This window comes from Microcystis sp. M49636_WE2 (genome assembly GCF_030065375.1).
Taxonomy (GTDB): domain Bacteria; phylum Cyanobacteriota; class Cyanobacteriia; order Cyanobacteriales; family Microcystaceae; genus Microcystis; species Microcystis aeruginosa_C.
On the sequence record NZ_JASJFG010001003.1, the window covers coordinates 1 to 15,947 of the forward strand.

Sequence of the window (15,947 nt, forward strand, 5' to 3'; positions counted from 1 at the left end):
AGACCTAAAAAGCCTAATTTCCGACCTTGACTATACCCCGATTATCCTAGCAGGAAAGGAAGGAGTAATCGAAGTGGCCCGTTATGGCGATTCCGAAAGCGTCGTCACGGGAATTGTCGGTTGTGCGGGATTGCTGCCGACAATTGCCGCTATTACTGCCGGTAAAGATATCGCCCTCGCTAATAAAGAAACCCTGATTGCTGGCGGTCCGGTGGTGTTGCCTTTAGTGGAAAAACACCGAGTTAAATTATTACCTGCCGATTCGGAACATTCAGCTATTTTTCAATGTTTACAGGGAGTTCCCACTGGGGGATTAAAAAAGATTATTCTCACCGCTTCTGGGGGTGCTTTTCGGGATCTACCCGTGGAAAAATTGCCACAAGTAACCGTAGCTGATGCCCTCAAACATCCTAACTGGTCGATGGGCAGAAAAATCACCATCGATTCGGCTACTTTAATGAATAAAGGTCTAGAAGTTATCGAAGCTCATTATTTATTTGGTGTTGATTATAATGCGATCGATATTGTTATTCATCCCCAAAGTATTATTCACTCTTTAATTGAGTTACAGGATACCTCGGTTTTAGCCCAATTAGGCTGGCCCGATATGCGTTTACCCCTGTTATATGCCTTGTCTTGGCCCGAAAGAATTTATACCGATTGGGAACCTTTAAATTTAGTTAAAGCTGGTAGTTTAACCTTCAAAGAACCCGATCATCAAAAATATCCCTGTATGGGATTAGCCTACGCAGCTGGCCGGGCAGGTGGGGCAATGCCAGCAGTATTAAACGCGGCCAATGAACAAGCGGTAGCATTATTTTTAGAAGAAAAGATTAGCTTCTTAGATATTCCCCGGGTGATCGAAAAAGTTTGCGATCGCTTTACAATTCATAACACTTCTACCCCTAGCCTAGATGATATTTTGTCCGCCGATAATTGGGCGCGTCAAGAAGTATCTAACTGTCTGATTGCCAATCCGGTCTAGATAGTCTAGATCCTGTAGGGATGTTAACTATAATGTCTCTACAGGTCTAGGATAGAAAAATCACTAATTTCGGCTATTTTTTCTATTTAACTAGATTTATGATGATCATGACAAGAGTTGATAACCTTCAATAAACGTCGAAAATAAAGATTAAATTGCCTAAAATCAGGGTTTTCTTATTCTTTGTGTGATAAGTTTAACTTATATAGGATCGATCTTTGTGTCCTTTGTGTCTTTGTGGTTCGTTCTAGTCGCTCGCTGGCAGGACTGTATCTTAGAGTACATTTTACCCACCAAACTCAAGAGAGCCAAATCTGTAAATAGACCATTTAATTGACTATTATTCATTCTTAATTCTCCTGACTACTGACTCCTAACCCTAACAACAATTTTTGATTTTTACAATGAGGTCTAATGACCCTGAAGCTTTCTCAAAAATAAGATAAAATAAACAAGATAGCGGTTATTACTTTTAATTTTCTATGGTTACAACTTCTCTATCCCTCCCCGAAATCGCCAGAGAAACCCGTCAAGCGAGTCGTCAACTGGCTATCCTGACTAACGAAGAAAGGAATGAAGCTTTAGAGGCTATTGCTGAGGCTTTGACTGCCAATGCCGATAAGATACTAGAAGCTAATATCGCCGATGTTCAAACTGCCAAAGCGATGCAATTATCTCCGGCTTTATGTGCGCGATTAGAGTTAAGTCCGGGCAAATTAAAAGCCGCTATTGCCGGGGTGCGAGATGTGGCTAAATTAGCAGATCCTTTAGCTACGATGCAAATTAATCGGGAATTAGATCAAGGTTTAATTCTTCGGAGAATAACCTGTCCTTTAGGGGTTTTAGGGGTGATTTTTGAAGCTCGTCCCGATGCTTTAATTCAAATTACCAGTTTAGCGATAAAATCCGGTAATGGCGTTATTTTAAAAGGGGGGAAAGAGGCGATCCGTTCTTGTCAAGCTTTAGTAACAATTATTCATCAGGCATTGAGTCAAACTAAAGTTAATCCGGCGGCGGTACGATTATTAACAACACGAGAAGAAATTCAGGAACTATTAAAACTTGAGCAATACATCGATTTAATAATTCCTAGAGGTTCTAACGAATTTGTGCGTTATATCCAAAATAATACCCGCATTCCCGTCCTCGGTCATGCCGATGGTATCTGTCATCTCTACATCGACAAAGAAGCCGATTTAAGCAAAGCAATTAGGATTACCGTCGATGGCAAAACCCAATATCCTGCCGCTTGTAATACCATTGAAACTTTATTGGTTCATCAAGACATCGCTAGACAATTTTTACCCGCAGTGGCCCAGGCATTAGAGGAAAAAAAGGTTAAATTATTGGGAGATGAAGCAACTCGTCAGATGATTAACGTACCATCGGCCACAGAACAGGACTGGCAAACAGAATATAGTGATTTAATCCTGTCAATTAAAATTGTCGATAGTCTAGAATCGGCAATCGAACATATTAATTATTACGGTTCTCGACACACGGAAGCCATTGTCAGCGAAAATTTTAACACGGCCAAAACCTTTAGCGATCGAGTCGATGCTGCCGGAGTTTTTCATAATTGTTCCACCCGATTTGCCGATGGTTTCCGTTACGGTTTTGGGGCCGAAGTGGGTATCAGTACCCAAAAAATGCCTCCCCGCGGTCCGGTGGGATTAGAGGGATTAGTGACCTACAAATATCAATTAGTGGGAGATGGTCATATTGTCGCCGATTATTCTGGGGAAAATTCCCAATCTTTCACTCACAAGGATTTATAGTCGAGAAAAAAGCCGATGTTTACAGGATTAATTCAAGCCTTGGCAACAATTCGGGTCGTGGACACTGATAGACTCTATTTGTCTGTATCCTCTGATACAATTCTCCAAGATTTAATTATTGGTGATAGTGTGGCTGTGGATGGGGTTTGTTTGACAGTTGAGGAAATTCTCCCAGAGGGTTTTCTGGCCACTGCTTCCCCGGAAACCCTACAGCGCACTACTTTAGGACGAAGAATTCACACAGAAACCAACGTTAACCTAGAAACCTCTCTGCGGGTGGGTAGTAAAATCGGCGGTCATTTTGTCACGGGTCATGTGGACGGTATTGGCTGTTTAGTCGAATCGATAATCGTGGCTAATTCTTGGGAAATGACCTTTGCTGCCCCTAGTTCCCTAGAAGAGCAGTGGAATAACTACATAGCTCGTTATATCGTCGGTAAGGGCAGTATAGCTGTTAATGGCATTAGTTTAACCGTGGCCGATTGTGATGCCTACGGTAGCTGGTTTAAAGTGGCTGTCATCCCCCACACCTACGCCGAAACCAATCTTTCCCATTTAAAATTAGGCGATTGGGTGAATCTAGAAGGGGATATTTTAGGCAAATATGTGGAAAAATTGCTAGGAATGCGCTCTTATCACGCTCCTAGTGAGATTAGCCTAGAATTTCTGGCTGAACATGGTTATTAGTTTTCCAGAAAAAGCCTTTTCAGCTATAAAATCAATTTTGCACGACTCGTTATATATATAGGGTTTGCGGCAAAAAGTTTTTCAGCAAACCCTATTTAGGGTTTGCTGAATAAATCTAAAAACCTTGTTGGATAAGACTTTTGGACTTTTTTCCCCTCAAAAAGTGCCAGCCATTGCGGGGATCGGGGGAAAATTCAGGTACTTTTTCCCTGAAAATTAGGTAGTTGACCACCTGAAAATCGGTAAAACCCCACACCCCACACCCCACACCCCACACCCTGCCCCTAGGAAAAGCTTTTTCAGCAAACCCTATTTAGATCGGCCATCATCACTAAGTACCTAAGCAAAATTAATTACACATATCTAACCACCTCTTGCCTCTTGCCTTTTGCCTTTCTTCACTAGGAAATTTATTTTGCACGACTACTTATTACAAGAGAATATGCCATGAGGGAAAAAGCACTAGATTAAAGGTTTCAGCCCCTCTAAAAACGGCTAATGTACGAAAACAGAATACTCCTTTAAACTCTGCTTTCTATGAAATTAATTTTCTCTTTACTTGCTGTACAGATTTTCTTCTCCGCTATTTGTCCCGTAGAAGCTCAAAATTGGTCTCGACATCAAGAAAACAATTTTCGTAATGTTGTTGCTATTATCAAACCCCGTCGCAGGGGAAATTGTCAAAATCATAGGATTCGAGCGGACGGTAGAGTGTATGATGCTCAGAAAGGAACTAGAGGAAGTTATCTAATCGTTGATCAGGTGGTCTTGCTAACGGGCATTACAGCAACCGATCCACAGGGATATAAAATTTGGCAGGTTTTCTATGAACCCTCTCGGACAAAAATGTGGATAAAGGATTGCGATCTGTCAATTCCCCGACTCGTGAATTAATCGCCGGCTTTTTATTAGTGATGTTCGGCAGCCCGGGTTGAAAAGAAAATCACCCCCACGGATTTATCTATTTTAAAATAACAGCATTCCTATTAAACAGTCGCTATTAAATGCTAAACAATCGCTATGAAATCTTGAAAACACTAGGTAGAGGCGGTTTTGGCGAAACTTTCCTCGCGATCGATACTCGTATGCCCTCCCGCCGTAAATGTGTAATCAAGCAACTAAAGCCAGATGATACAACTAACACAGCACCAACTCCCGGTTGGTTTGAAGAACGTTTCCAGCGAGAAGCCGCTATTTTAGAAGAATTAGGGCGAAATAACCGACAAATTCCCGAACTTTACGAGTACTTTTCAGAAGGGGAAAATTTCTTCTTCGTCCAAGAATGGATTGAAGGGATCACCCTCAGTCAAAAACACCAACAAAAAGGCAACCTCTCGGAAGAGCAAGTAGAAAAAATCTTGCGAGAACTCCTACCCGTCCTCGACTACATCCACGGCCGAGGAATCATCCACCGGGACATCAAACCCGACAATATCATCCTGCGGGCCAGCGACGGTAAACCTGTTCTCATTGATTTTGGTATTGTCAAAGAGGTGAACAACATCAATGTCGGCAGTAAAACAGTCTCATTGGGAACCCCTGGCTACATGGCACCAGAACAAATAGCTGGCCATCCAGTTTTCTCCAGCGACCTCTACAGCTTGGGTCTAACCGCAATTTTCCTGCTGACGGGCAAAATTCCTCAAGATCTCACTAGCCACCCCAAAACCGGTGAAATCCTCTGGCGAAAAGATGCGCCCCACCGACCCTCGAATTTAGCCGCCGTTATCGATCGCGCTGTCCGTTTCCACCCCCGTGATCGCTTCACCTCTGCTCAAGAAATGTTAACCGGCTTGCCTGGTTCCGCTGGACGGGAAAAAACGCCTGTTGTTGTTCCTCCTGATACCAAAATTCTCCCACCACCGAGGTTTAAACGTTGGTTCTCGGTAATTTTGATTGTTATAACTGGTGGGTTTTCTCTTGGGGTTGCCCATCCAATAATAAAACCGTGGTTGAATTTCTTGTTCCCAAATAAACCAACGGTTGAAGAACTTCCCTTGATTGAGCCGTCGAGCCAGATTAATTCTTTTGTACTAGACGAAGATGGTCAAACTTTGCTAGGTGGGGATGAGAAAGGGAACATCTACCTGTGGGACGTGGCAACTGGAAAACAGAAAAAAACCATAGCAGGACACGGAAAAGCTATTTTAGAGATCGCCATAAGTAATGATCAACAGATATTAGCCAGCAGCAGTGAAGATGGCACAATCAAGGTTTGGGATTTAAAAACGGGGAAAGAACGTATTACCCTGCCAAACCAACGAGGTTTGATCGCCCTAGCCTTAAGTTCCGATGGCAATACACTGGTTACTGGTGGAGAAGATGCAACAGTTAAACTCTGGAATCTGTCAACGGGAAATTTAATCGAGACGCTACCGGTGGAAAAAGAGGTGGTATCCCTTGCCATTAATCAAGACGCATCAATTATCGTCAGCGGACATTCGGGCGGTGACATCAGTTTTTGGCAAAAACAAGGCAGTAACCCATACGAACCACGCATTTTTCCCTCTATCAATCCATGGACAGCCCCCTCGGTTGCCGTCAGTGCCGATGGAACCACCGCCGCTAGTAGCAGTTGCCAAGACAATATCAGAATCTGGAAAGATAGCGATTGGAAAGATTCTCCTCTCCAAGCAGGGTCATCCGCCGATATCTGTTTGATAGTTATCAGCGAAGATGGCAAGATAATTGCTGGCCGCAGTTCCGATGAAACCATTAGATTATGGAACCTAAACACCAAAAAGGAGATTTTTAGCTACTCCCCTTCCTCTCCCAAATCTTTCGATTCACCTAGAATGATCGCCCTCAGTGGAGATGGGCGTACCGTTGCCAGCAATTTTGACAAGAAAATCAAAGTTTGGCGGCCGAGTTTCTGAATTATCGGTGTCAAGATTATCCTGACCAGCTTTTATACTACATCTTGTTTAATAACGTCTTCAAGGCTGATGACTGATAGCTATAAATAAGTAGGTAGGCGTTAAAAATTATCAGATGCCCCCCTTATTAAGGGGGGACTAAGGGGGGATCTGCACCCCCCTTATTAAGGGGGGACTAAGGGGGGATCTGCACCCCCCTTATCAAGGGGGGCAGGGGGGATCTGCACCCCCCTTATCAAGGGGGGCAGGGGGGATCGAACCTAAAATCCATTTTTAATTTAATTATAACCAGCTACTTAAGTGGGAAGCGGGGCGCAGGTTTTTAAAGCTCGATCGGGAGTTAATCGTATTATTAAAAGTTGATTTGGGATGAATCCCATGTTAGACTAGCGACTAAAACGAAAAAAGAGGTCATTGAGAATGAAACACCGACAGCCATGCCAAATTCTGGCGATGTTATTTTTAACTGGTGCGGTCACTTTTAGTTTACCAGAACCTAGCAAGTCCGCAGGAAAGGGACTGTTCTTCTGCGCCCAACTTCATGGAAAGTGGAATACCTTTGTCAAACGCAAGAAAAGACACATGGCGATAATTGAATGGACATCTAACGACTTTGCCGAGTCAGGATGGGACAACAGGAAACGCTGCATCACGGTTTCCGATCGCTTTAATCAATACGAGTCTCTGCTGACCAATGTTAAAACTTCAACTGTCAACGGCTATCCCGTCGTCTGTGTTTCTACATTTAAGGGCGGAAGTTGCGCTAAAAACCAAGTATTATTCACTCTAAAAACAGGAGTAAATGCTCAAGAAGTTGCCAAGAAACTATTTGAGATGAATCGTTATGCTAATACTTCAACACTTAAGGTCACTAAACAAATTTTTTCCTATGATACAGAAGGAGAACTTAATATTGATATATATACTTTTATCGACATTCTTGAACTAACAATCGAAGCTTCAGAAAATGAGCCTCGCTAGGAGTAAGTTTGGCAGTGAACCAATCCCAATGTCAACTTTTACTAATAATGTTCCTCATCAGTAGTCCAGCCTTAAGGCTAGTGACTGATGCAGATAATAGCTACTTTGCTCCTCACATTATTCGGTCGGGATGCCCATCTTCTCGACCAATTTTGATCGATTCTTTATATAATAAGATTAAAGTTATCACCGTAAAAATATTATATGAATCAGAATTTATCGGTTCTGGAGTAATAATTTACTCCCAAAACAACAATTATAAAGTGATTACTAACGCCCATGTTCTCAAAGATAATCACTTTTCCTACAGCATTCAAACCTTTGACGGAAAGATTCATATTTCAGAAGTGGTAAAAACTGCAAATTTTGCTCGGAATGACCTAGCCTTACTACAATTTAAATCCCCCTGCTTTTATGTAGCTTCTCGTCTAGGTTCCTCCGCTAACCTAAAGAGAGGGGAATATGTGTTAGCGGCGGGTTTCCCTTTTTATTTGCAACCACAATTTGCCTATCCAGCCAATGAGTCAATACAACAAAAAGAAACAAAAGAAAGCACTCAGAGCCTAAACGACGAGTTTGATTTTACACCGGGTAAAATAGTTGCATTCTTAGAAAAACCGCTAGAAGGAGGATATCAAATCGGATATAATGGCGACTTTGAAAAGGGAATGAGCGGAGGTCCATTACTCAATCAAAAGGGAGAATTAGTCGGCATCAGCGGCAGACATCCCGTTTTGTGGGAAAACTCCGATAATTATGAAGATGGTTCTCAACCATCGCCGGATTTGCAGACTCTAATCAATAACTCAAGTTGGGCAATCCCCAGCGAACAAATTATTAAAGTAATATCTGATAAATAGATGAAAATATTAGCTACAATAAACTGGCTTATTGTTGGATTAATAGCGGTTTCATTAACTCAGCAAGGCTTATTAGCTCTCTCCCAAAGCGAAGTTGAAGAAATCGCCAAACAAACTACAGTCAAAATAATTAGAATAGACGGTCATAATCCAGGTACTGGAGCAATTGTCCAGAAACAAAAATATATATTTAAAGGACAGGAAGGATACTTATATACTGTCCTGACTAACTGCCATGTGTTTCTCAATTCAACATTCTGCGATCAAGAAAATAAGCTAACTCCCGAACCGATGCCCAACTCTACTGGCTATCGCGTTGAAACTTCTGACAGACAACAATATATAAGTGAAATTTCCTCGGTAAGAATTCATCCGAATGCTGATTTAGCAATTTTCAAGTTTTTTAGTACAATAGAATACGAAATTGTCAGAATAGGTAATGCAGAACAGCTATCTGGCTCAAGTAAAGTTTATGTATTTGGCTGGGCAGAAATTAGCAAAACTAGCCGAGACCGACGTGCGCGATTTTTGGGTCCAGGGAATATACTTGGTATTGACAGAAAAGCCGCCGGGGGATATCAAATTGTCCATAAACTCGAACTTGTACAGGGAATGAGTGGCGGTCCACTATTACACGAAAACGGCTGTTTGGTGGGAATTAATGGAAGAGTTGACATAGACCCTAACACACAAATTAAAGAATTTTTATCCGTTCCTATTAATCTTTATGCAAGCTGGCAAAATATCCAAGTAGTGGCCGACTGTCGAGCCACTCCGCTGCCCGATAATAATCTCTTTAAGACACTTCGCAGTCTTCTCGAACAGGGAAATTGGCAGCGGGCCGAAGCCGAAACGAAAAAACTAATGCTTCGAGGTACAGATCAAACCTACTTTAACGGAAACATCATCAACAATCTGTCTTGTTCTAACCTGAAGATTATTAATCGACTTTGGGTGCAATATTCCAGTGGACGTTTTGGCTTTAGCGTTCAGGGGGAAATCTGGAGAGGCGTAAAAAATGACTATAAGCAATTTGAAGAGAGGGTAGGGTGGCGGCGTGGCTATGAAGGACCATTGACCAATCCCCCCAACTACAGTCTTGAAGCCAAAAAAGGTCACTTGCCATCCTATAAACTTCTTGCCGCTTCCGACTTCGGAACATTCCTTAACCGATTGGAAAAATGCGATGCTTTAAGTTTCACAGACTCAGGTATTATAGAGAATATAATCTCAAGCGAATCTGAACCCTAATTATGATGAATAACGGTTTCATTTCACCTCTGAAATTTCTCAGCCTAAGTTTCTGCCTAACTTGTCTGCCGTCAAATACCCAAGCGATAAATATTTACCCGCCAATTATCACCAGCAACCAACAACAACAGAATAAGCAAACGGAATCGCCGGAAGTTGGTTTGGAAATAATAGGAAGTCCCTCTCTCAACAGATTGGTGATTCCCATGTACCGATACACTGGTGAATGCCCAGGTTTTTCTAAAGGTATAGTAAGAGCAAGCTTTACCTCCACGGCCTTCCCTCCGAGTCGGGACAGAAGGGTTATTGTTAGAAATGTTAGCCGGGGAGTGGCGAGCGATCCTTTTCCCTTCACTGACCGAGATTATAGCCGGGGCAGAGGCTCCGAAATTACCGAGATAACCATCGGTCCGGGACACGATAGACTATATCTAATCGTCAGACAGGGAGAAAACGATTTCGATTATAAAATTAAGGAAAAAAACACAATAGTTGACGAGGGAACCTTCACGGCATACGTGGAAACAACAACCATTGTTGAAGAAAGGAATAAAGAACCAAGAACCAAGTATGTTTGTCCGGGTAATCGCCTCATCTGTGAGTCGAAGGAGATGTACGAAGTAACAGTCTATGAATGTCCATCTCCTCCTCCCGATGTTACAAGATAGGGTTCGCTCAATATAGGTAAAAGCTCTACTAAAAAAGGCTTTTATTTGATATGATTCAACAGCTTTGAGATTTCCCTAGTAATGAAAATCTCAAAGGTAGTTTCGTTGGACTTAATAGGGTTAGTGGAGGATAAACTGCCCTCAGAAAATGCACTGAGGGATAGCATCCTTTTTGTCCGCATCAGGGAAATACTATGTTATAATTGCTTCTTAAGTAGGTAGGCGTTAAAAATTATCAGATTCCCCCTTATTAAGGGGGGACTAAGGGGGGATCGGCACCCCCCTTATCAAGGGGAGCAGGGGGGATCGAACCTAAAATCCATTTTAAATTTAATTATAACCAGCTACTTATTTGTTTGAAAAAAATTGAGGTAAAATAGCTATGAAACTTACTGTCATCTTTTCAATAATCGTTCTATCTTCTGTGAGTTTAGCAAGTTCTATCGGTGCTGAAAATATCGATCATGTGAAAAAATTTAAGCAAACAAAACAATGCCCCGGATGTGATTTAAGCGGTGCAGATTTGAGTGGATTAAATCTAAGACACGCTAACCTACAAGGCGCTGATTTAAGTGGTGCTAGTCTTGGTGATTCTGATTTAACCAAAGCCAATTTAAGTGGCGCAATTTTGACGGGAGCTAACTTGAATAGTACCAAATTAATAGGAGCAAATTTATCAAATGCTAGACTTAATAGTGCTTATATGGGCTATGCAAAATTAATGGATGCTAATTTAAAAAGAGCAAGCCTGATAAATGCTAACATAGGCCGGTCTAATTTTACAGGGGCGGATGTGACAGGTGCTAATTTTAATGGTGTGAGATGTGATACTTATACAGGGTTGGATGGAAGCGCAAGTGCAGCATGGTGTAAATAAATAAAAACGAACCACTCTACTCAATCTCGTAGCATAGTGGAGTAGTTCATTTAAGGGTTAATGATTTGGCATGACCTTAACTTGTTTTCAGAAGCTTGCGATGAAAAACTCCAGACTTAAGGAAGCCGTTTGAAGTGTTCAACAAGCTCTGAAGTATTTTCAGCAGTTTTTAGTGAGGCCACAAATCCCTCTAAACCAATGCGAAAGCTAATCAGGAGTGATAGGAATAAAAGTGGAGACAAGAGAAAAGCCAGTAAACCTTGACCAGGACCTGCTTGAAATCCACCTATCAAAAATCCTAAAGAAAATAGGAAGATAAAAATTCCCCCTACTCCGTAAATTAAACCAATAATTCTAATTCCAATAAATTTGGAAGTCGAATAATAAACTGAAAAAATTACTCGGCATTTAACTTACTCCTCTCTTAATAAACGGCAATTTTTTGAGGTCTGAGTAATTATCTGTGGAAACTTTCGGCATATCAGCCTGTTTTGGTGCAATCGCAGAATTTTTCGTATATCACACCCAGAAGCTTGAAGTAGATTTCTGACAATAGGCTGAAATAACAGAAACTTTCTGGAAGTTTAGCGACGATTCTTTGATATGACTGCATTTTTTGACAAAAGTTTACAATTATTCGACGTACTTAATCGTCGGGGATTTCTGCTGACACTCAGTTAAATGTTTAACAGCTTATCTTGCCAAAGATTGACCGCTCAGGCAATAATAGGAAGGTTTATCATCCCCATTTCCAGTAAAGAATGCTGAACGCTTTTATTTGGCTACCGATTATAGGGGCGATACTGATTGCCTACACGCCTCTAGAGGCGAAAAAAGTGCGAGGATTAGCTCTAACTCTTTCTGTCGTTCTCTTACTGCTGAATATTCTCCTTGGCTGGCAATTTGACCCTAGTAACCCGCAAATGCAGTTCACGGTTAACCTGCCTTGGATTAATTTCCTCGGTTTCAATTATGCCCTCGGTGTCGATGGCTTATCATTTTCATTACTTTTTCTTAACAGCATCTTGACAATAATTGCTCTTTATGCTAGTGGCACAGAGGTTAACCGTCCGAAATTTTACTATTCCCTGCTCTTGTTACTCAATGCCGGAGTAGCGGGGGCCTTTCTAGCGCAGGATTTACTGCTATTTTTCCTATTTTACGAATTAGAAATCGTCCCGCTTTACCTTCTCATTGCCATTTGGGGGGGTCAAAGACGCGGTTATGCGGGCATGAAATTTTTATTATACACGGCAATTTCAGGCTTTTTAGTGCTAATCTCTTTCCTCGGCTTAGTTTGGCTAACCGGTGCTAATAATTTCGCCTATAACCCCCTTTTATCGAACAATTTAGACGTTAAAACTCAATTACTGCTCCTCATCCCCCTTCTGATTGGATTAGCCATCAAAATCCCGATTTTTCCCTTTCATACTTGGCTACCGGATGCCCACGTCGAAGCATCTACCCCCGTTTCTGTGCTTTTAGCGGGAATATTACTCAAATTAGGAACCTATGGACTGCTGCGCTTTGGAGTCGGTTTATTCCTCGATGCTTGGGTGACTATCGCCCCTTGGTTAGCAACGATAGCAGCTATCAGCGCCCTCTACGGGGCCAGTTGCGCTATTGCCCAAAAGGATATGAAAAAAGTGGTCGCCTATTCTTCCATTTCCCACATGGCCTATATTTTACTAGCGGCGGCGGCCACCACCAGATTAAGCATCACCGCGGCGATTTTGCAGATGATTAGTCACGGTTTAATTTCCGCTTTGTTATTTTTGTTGGTGGGAGTAGTGTATAAAAAAACCGGCAGCCGGGATGTGGATTATCTACGCGGTTTATTAAATCCAGAAAGAGGTTTACCAATCACGGGAATGTTAATGATTTTAGCGGCCATGGCCAGCGCCGGCATCCCCGGAATGGTGGGATTTATCGCCGAATTTTTGGTCTTTCGTGGCAGTTTCCCGATTTTTCCGATACAAACGCTCTTATGTTTGGTTGCTAGTGGTTTAACCGCAGTGTATTTTCTCCTGATGATTAATCGGGTTTTCTTTGGTCGTTTAACCCCTGAATTATCGCGCATTCCTCGCAGTACCTGGCCCGAAAGATTTCCCGAAATTGCTTTGGCTTTATTTATTATTGTTTTGGGATTACAACCGAGTTGGATGATTCACTGGACTGAAAACCAAGCATCAATGTTATTAACTGGCACGGCAATCAGTCAAAGGCAATCATAGAAACCTTTTCCGGAATTTTTCAAACCTAGACCGAAACTAACTTGTGGATAGGAGCCGAAACGTCAAAAATTTTTGGCCTTGCGGAGGGAATTAACCGTTAAAACCACCTGTTCCCCCACCAGTTCAATTTCTTCTAAAGTATTAAAACGACTCAACCCGAAGCGCAGGGAAGCATAAGCAAGAGATTCGGGGCGACCCAAGGCAGTTAAAACGTGGGAGGGGGCGGTATGGCTAGAAGAACAGGCAGAACCGGAGGAAAGAGCCACTATTGGCTGTAATCCTAACAATAACGCCGCACCGTCCACCCCTTCAATACTAATATTTAAATTTCCGGCTAATCTTTGGCTAGGATGACCATTGAGATAAATTCTGTCTAATTGACTGATAATCTCCCATAAACGGGCTTTTAACTGATTTAAGTAGCTGGTATCTTCTTCAATCGCTTTGATGCCCAATTCTACCGCCTTGGCAAAACCGACAATTTGTGGTGTAAATATTGTACCCGATCGCAGTCCTTTTTCCTGGCCTCCCCCTTGAATTTGAGCGGCGAGACGAACTCTGGGGTTCCGGCGCCGGACGTACAGCGCACCGATTCCCTTCGGTCCGTGGACTTTGTGGGCAGTTAAGGACATCAGGTCTATATTCATTTCCTCCACATCTAGGGGAATTTTCCCGATTGCTTGGGCCGCATCCGTATGCAAAAGTACCTGATACTGGCGACAAATCGCACCAATTGCCGCTAAAGGTTGAATCACCCCAATCTCGTTATTAGCCGCCATAATTGACAGCAAAATCGTGTCAGGACGCAAAGATTTTTCTAGTAATTCCAAGTCAATTAGACCATCACCACTGACGGGTAAAATTGTCACCTCAAAACCCAATTTTTCCAGATAATGACAGGGATCTAAAACGGCGCGATGTTCTGTCACCACCGTAACTATGTGCCGTCCCTTGGCGAAATAAGCTTCGGCAACCCCTTTGATAGCTAGGTTATTGGCCTCTGTTGCTCCACTGGTAAAAATAATTTCTTCGGGACTACTATTAATAGCAGCGGCGATTGTTTCTCGTGCCTGTTTAACCGCAGCCTCGGCTGTCCAACCATAGACATGATTAATACTACTGGCATTACCAAAGTGTTCGGTAAAATAGGGTAACATCGCCGCCAGAACTTGCGGATCTAGGGGTGTCGTGGCGTGGCAATCTAGATAAATCGGCTTTTGAGACATATTTTTCCCTTGCGGGGGATTTGGGAAGGAGATATCCTCTGTTTTAAGAGAATCTCTGAAAGTGCATTGCTAATCTATGTTAACAAAAAAGTATCGGATAGCAGTCAACAGCTGACGACTCAGACCAGAACTTTAAGATTTAATAATGAGAGCGCAATCGCTCCCTGACAGCAGTTACAATTTCCCTATTCCAATGTTGTTCAGCAACCCAACAGGATTAATAACACATATTTTCTGGCTCAATCATGGCTAAAAAATCGAAGGCATTTAGTGAACTGCTCAGGCTGCAGAAAATGTCCCAAGGATCCGAAAAACCCTTGAAAAGCTTTGAGAAGAAATTAAGAGAAAAGTCATCGGCTTTCAAGGACTTTGTCGTCTCTCCTCCCAGGGAAGTCACAATGTCGGAAGTTCTGGATGATTTTATCGAGCCTTACCGCAAATCCAATGAAACGAAGGGATCTATGCGAACACTGCTGACCATAGGGATAATCGCTTGGAATCTGGCGTTGTCCCCCGAGTCAAAGCGGCAAGAGATGATAGACCGAGTTTTTAATAAAGACCTTCTTAAAGGAGATAAAAGGCTCAAGGCGGATATTCAAGGGCTAATCGAGGAGCTAATCGCTAGGAAAAACCGTTATTTCTCGGAAAACAAGCGGATGATTGTGGATTTTGAGTTAAAAGAGCTAGGAAGCGAGTATCATCTCTCGGTTGCCTCCAGCTTGTCGCCCGAATTTTCCGAGTCAGAGTTTGCCTTCAAAGTCGGCGACTCGGTCATCGTCAAACAGGGTGTACTTGACCCAGATTTGGGGACTGACATCGGTGGTTGGCAAGGAAGAATTGTGATAATTGAGCGGCAGAGCAATCTCATCGGCATTGAATGGGATAGCATCACCCTGAAAAACATCCCCAGTTCGGTGATTGACCAGTGTGAACTGGAAAACCTAGACTGGGCCCAAATGTACCTCTCCTCAACGGATGTGGAATTAACCCAACCTCGAGATACAGAAGAAGATGTGGCCGCCATCATTGAGCAAATTGAGTCTAACATCGTTGGAGCTATTTAGCAGAAAAGAGAAAGGCGATTCCGGCGGTTGGCCGACCTTGACCCTGAGGAGAAAATGGCGGCTTTAGACGCTTGGAAAAAAAGACTTGATTAATTACCCTATTGACCATTGAGCAGCGATTTAGAGGAGAGAAATTTGAGATGGATGATTCCCAGAAATATGAGGCTGACTGTCAAAAGATAAGAAAAGTCAATCATGAATTACTAAAGGATTTCGAGAGTTGGCTAGAATCATCAGGTTTGTCGGAAAAAACCATTAATAATCATATTTCAAATATAGATTTTTATATCAACGAATATTTACTCTATGAGGATGCAGTAGAAGCTAAAGACGGGGTAGATATGGTCGGTGACTTTTTGGGTTATTGGTTTATCAAAAAGGCCCTGTGGGCCAGTCAATCAAGCCTCAAGGCTAACGCAGGTAGTCTGAAAAAGTTCTACACTTTCTTACTGGAAAAAGG

The 15,947-nt window shown here is 42.4% G+C and carries 15 protein-coding genes; 13 read left to right on the forward strand and 2 right to left on the reverse strand.

Going from position 1 to position 15,947, the window contains the following annotated elements; translation table 11 throughout:
* The 10 genes from dxr to PX484_RS23035 all read left to right on the forward strand — a co-directional run.
* Positions 1 to 985: 1-deoxy-D-xylulose-5-phosphate reductoisomerase (gene dxr, locus PX484_RS22990; RefSeq protein WP_288105694.1), on the forward strand; the 985-nt coding region annotated here is incomplete at its 5' end.
* Positions 986 to 1,467: 482 nt separating this feature from the next.
* Positions 1,468 to 2,763: a glutamate-5-semialdehyde dehydrogenase gene (gene proA, locus PX484_RS22995; RefSeq protein WP_287765016.1), complete on the forward strand. Its 1,296-nt coding sequence runs from the start codon at positions 1,468 to 1,470 to the stop codon at positions 2,761 to 2,763.
* A gap of 15 nt (positions 2,764 to 2,778) precedes the next feature.
* Positions 2,779 to 3,450 carry a riboflavin synthase gene (locus tag PX484_RS23000; protein ID WP_002800010.1) on the forward strand — a complete coding sequence of 224 codons (672 nt, stop codon included), beginning with the start codon at positions 2,779 to 2,781 and terminating at the stop codon, positions 3,448 to 3,450.
* 537 nt (positions 3,451 to 3,987) lie between these two features.
* A complete protein-coding gene (locus tag PX484_RS23005; protein ID WP_287765014.1) occupies positions 3,988 to 4,344 on the forward strand; it encodes a hypothetical protein in 357 nt (118 codons plus the stop codon).
* A 110-nt stretch (positions 4,345 to 4,454) separates the two neighbouring features.
* Positions 4,455 to 6,326, forward strand: a complete 1,872-nt coding sequence (locus tag PX484_RS23010; protein WP_287765011.1) for a serine/threonine-protein kinase — start codon at positions 4,455 to 4,457, stop codon at positions 6,324 to 6,326.
* A 453-nt stretch (positions 6,327 to 6,779) separates the two neighbouring features.
* Positions 6,780 to 7,307 carry a COP23 domain-containing protein gene (locus PX484_RS23015; RefSeq protein WP_287765008.1) on the forward strand — a complete coding sequence of 176 codons (528 nt, stop codon included), beginning with the start codon at positions 6,780 to 6,782 and terminating at the stop codon, positions 7,305 to 7,307.
* A gap of 152 nt (positions 7,308 to 7,459) precedes the next feature.
* Positions 7,460 to 8,167 (forward strand): S1 family peptidase, encoded by a 708-nt coding sequence (locus PX484_RS23020; protein ID WP_288105699.1) that lies wholly within the window; start codon positions 7,460 to 7,462, stop codon positions 8,165 to 8,167.
* Positions 8,168 to 9,418, forward strand: a complete 1,251-nt coding sequence (locus tag PX484_RS23025) for a GUN4 domain-containing protein (protein ID WP_287765003.1) — start codon at positions 8,168 to 8,170, stop codon at positions 9,416 to 9,418.
* 2 nt (positions 9,419 to 9,420) lie between these two features.
* Positions 9,421 to 10,086, forward strand: a complete 666-nt coding sequence (locus tag PX484_RS23030; RefSeq protein ID WP_287765000.1) for a hypothetical protein — start codon at positions 9,421 to 9,423, stop codon at positions 10,084 to 10,086.
* Between the two features lie 382 nt (positions 10,087 to 10,468).
* The gene (locus tag PX484_RS23035; RefSeq protein ID WP_287764998.1) at positions 10,469 to 10,963 is read left to right on the forward strand and encodes a pentapeptide repeat-containing protein; all 495 of its coding nucleotides are present in this window, start codon (positions 10,469 to 10,471) and stop codon (positions 10,961 to 10,963) included.
* A gap of 116 nt (positions 10,964 to 11,079) precedes the next feature.
* Here the strand turns inward: PX484_RS23035 and PX484_RS23040 are convergent, their stop codons facing one another.
* On the reverse strand, positions 11,080 to 11,361 hold the full coding sequence (locus PX484_RS23040) for a DUF4282 domain-containing protein (RefSeq protein WP_353853260.1): 282 nt from the start codon (positions 11,359 to 11,361) through the stop codon (positions 11,080 to 11,082).
* 363 nt (positions 11,362 to 11,724) lie between these two features.
* Between PX484_RS23040 and PX484_RS23045 the strand changes: the two genes are divergently transcribed.
* Positions 11,725 to 13,197: an NADH-quinone oxidoreductase subunit M gene (locus PX484_RS23045; protein WP_002799996.1), complete on the forward strand. Its 1,473-nt coding sequence runs from the start codon at positions 11,725 to 11,727 to the stop codon at positions 13,195 to 13,197.
* 62 nt (positions 13,198 to 13,259) lie between these two features.
* Here the strand turns inward: PX484_RS23045 and PX484_RS23050 are convergent, their stop codons facing one another.
* Positions 13,260 to 14,423: a cysteine desulfurase family protein gene (locus PX484_RS23050; RefSeq protein WP_287664698.1), complete on the reverse strand. Its 1,164-nt coding sequence runs from the start codon at positions 14,421 to 14,423 to the stop codon at positions 13,260 to 13,262.
* 245 nt (positions 14,424 to 14,668) lie between these two features.
* Here PX484_RS23050 and PX484_RS23055 point away from each other — a divergent pair, with 245 nt between their 5' ends.
* Positions 14,669 to 15,487 carry a hypothetical protein gene (locus PX484_RS23055; protein WP_288105704.1) on the forward strand — a complete coding sequence of 273 codons (819 nt, stop codon included), beginning with the start codon at positions 14,669 to 14,671 and terminating at the stop codon, positions 15,485 to 15,487.
* 140 nt (positions 15,488 to 15,627) lie between these two features.
* On the forward strand, positions 15,628 to 15,947 hold a 320-nt coding region (locus PX484_RS23060; protein ID WP_288105707.1), incomplete at its 3' end, for a phage integrase SAM-like domain-containing protein.

Bases quoted from the DNA above. Each gene is read 5' to 3' on its own strand.
- PX484_RS23050 (WP_287664698.1), bottom strand. From the start codon at position 14,423: ATGTCTCAAAAGCCGATTTATCTAGATTGCCACGCCACGACACCCCTA.
- proA (WP_287765016.1), top strand. From the start codon at position 1,468: ATGGTTACAACTTCTCTATCCCTCCCCGAAATCGCCAGAGAAACCCGT.
- PX484_RS23035 (WP_287764998.1), top strand. From the start codon at position 10,469: ATGAAACTTACTGTCATCTTTTCAATAATCGTTCTATCTTCTGTGAGT.
- PX484_RS23055 (WP_288105704.1), top strand. From the start codon at position 14,669: ATGGCTAAAAAATCGAAGGCATTTAGTGAACTGCTCAGGCTGCAGAAA.
- PX484_RS23010 (WP_287765011.1), top strand. From the start codon at position 4,455: ATGCTAAACAATCGCTATGAAATCTTGAAAACACTAGGTAGAGGCGGT.
- PX484_RS23025 (WP_287765003.1), top strand. From the start codon at position 8,168: ATGAAAATATTAGCTACAATAAACTGGCTTATTGTTGGATTAATAGCG.
- PX484_RS23000 (WP_002800010.1), top strand. From the start codon at position 2,779: ATGTTTACAGGATTAATTCAAGCCTTGGCAACAATTCGGGTCGTGGAC.
- PX484_RS23005 (WP_287765014.1), top strand. From the start codon at position 3,988: ATGAAATTAATTTTCTCTTTACTTGCTGTACAGATTTTCTTCTCCGCT.
- PX484_RS23015 (WP_287765008.1), top strand. From the start codon at position 6,780: ATGTTATTTTTAACTGGTGCGGTCACTTTTAGTTTACCAGAACCTAGC.
- PX484_RS23045 (WP_002799996.1), top strand. From the start codon at position 11,725: ATGCTGAACGCTTTTATTTGGCTACCGATTATAGGGGCGATACTGATT.
- PX484_RS23030 (WP_287765000.1), top strand. From the start codon at position 9,421: ATGATGAATAACGGTTTCATTTCACCTCTGAAATTTCTCAGCCTAAGT.